Here is a 1,609-nt window from a genome sequence, read left to right on the forward strand (position 1 = left end):
GGTGCTCCTTAGAAAGGAGGTGATCCAGCCGCACCTTCCGGTACGGCTACCTTGTTACGACTTCGTCCCAATCGCCGATCCCACCTTCGACGGCTCCCTCCCTTGCGGGTTAGGCCACCGGCTTCGGGTGTTACCGACTTTCATGACGTGACGGGCGGTGTGTACAAGGCCCGGGAACGTATTCACCGCAGCGTTGCTGATCTGCGATTACTAGCGACTCCGACTTCACGGGGTCGAGTTGCAGACCCCGATCCGAACTGAGACCGGCTTTGAAAGGATTCGCTCCACCTCACGGCATCGCAGCCCTTTGTACCGGCCATTGTAGCATGTGTGAAGCCCTGGACATAAGGGGCATGATGACTTGACGTCATCCCCACCTTCCTCCGAGTTGACCCCGGCAGTCTCTCACGAGTCCCCACCATGACGTGCTGGCAACATGAGACAAGGGTTGCGCTCGTTGCGGGACTTAACCCAACATCTCACGACACGAGCTGACGACAGCCATGCACCACCTGCACACAGGCCACAAGGGAACGCCTATCTCTAGACGCGTCCTGTGCATGTCAAACCCAGGTAAGGTTCTTCGCGTTGCATCGAATTAATCCACATGCTCCGCCGCTTGTGCGGGCCCCCGTCAATTCCTTTGAGTTTTAGCCTTGCGGCCGTACTCCCCAGGCGGGGTACTTAATGCGTTAGCTACGGCACGGATCCCAAGGAAGGAAACCCACACCTAGTACCCACCGTTTACGGCGTGGACTACCAGGGTATCTAATCCTGTTCGCTCCCCACGCTTTCGCTCCTCAGCGTCAGTTACTGCCCAGAGACCCGCCTTCGCCACCGGTGTTCCTCCTGATATCTGCGCATTCCACCGCTACACCAGGAATTCCAGTCTCCCCTGCAGTACTCCAGTCTGCCCGTATCGCCCGCACGCCCACAGTTAAGCTGTGAGTTTTCACGGACAACGCGACAAACCACCTACGAGCTCTTTACGCCCAGTAATTCCGGACAACGCTCGCACCCTACGTATTACCGCGGCTGCTGGCACGTAGTTGGCCGGTGCTTCTTCTGTACCTACCGTCACTTACGCTTCGTCGGTACTGAAAGGGGTTTACAACCCGAAGGCCGTCATCCCCCACGCGGCGTCGCTGCATCAGGCTTGCGCCCATTGTGCAATATTCCCCACTGCTGCCTCCCGTAGGAGTCTGGGCCGTATCTCAGTCCCAGTGTGGCCGGACACCCTCTCAGGCCGGCTACCCGTCGTCGCCTTGGTAGGCCATCACCCCACCAACAAGCTGATAGGCCGCGGGCCCATCCCACACCGCAAAAGCTTTCCCCCACCAGGCCATGCGACCAGCAGGGTGTATTCGGTATTAGACCCAGTTTCCCAGGCTTATCCCAAAGTGCAGGGCAGATCACCCACGTGTTACTCACCCGTTCGCCACTCGAGCACCCCCAAAGGGGCCTTTCCGTTCGACTTGCATGTGTTAAGCACGCCGCCAGCGTTCGTCCTGAGCCAGGATCAAACTCTCCAAACAAAAACGCCCAGAGAAAACATCTGGCAAAACAAAAAACCACACCCCTAAACGGGGAAAAGGAGTGCAGCAAAAAA

Annotated in this window: 1 rRNA gene; it reads right to left on the reverse strand. The window is 57.9% G+C overall.

Annotated features, from left to right (window positions below):
- Nucleotides 1-12: 12 nt before the first annotated feature.
- Nucleotides 13-1,535: ribosomal RNA gene (locus tag MELE44368_RS22795) — 16S ribosomal RNA — on the reverse strand.
- Nucleotides 1,536-1,609: the final 74 nt, after the last annotated feature.

The sequence above is a fragment of the Mycolicibacterium elephantis DSM 44368 genome (assembly GCF_004014805.1).
Taxonomy (GTDB): domain Bacteria; phylum Actinomycetota; class Actinomycetes; order Mycobacteriales; family Mycobacteriaceae; genus Mycobacterium; species Mycobacterium elephantis.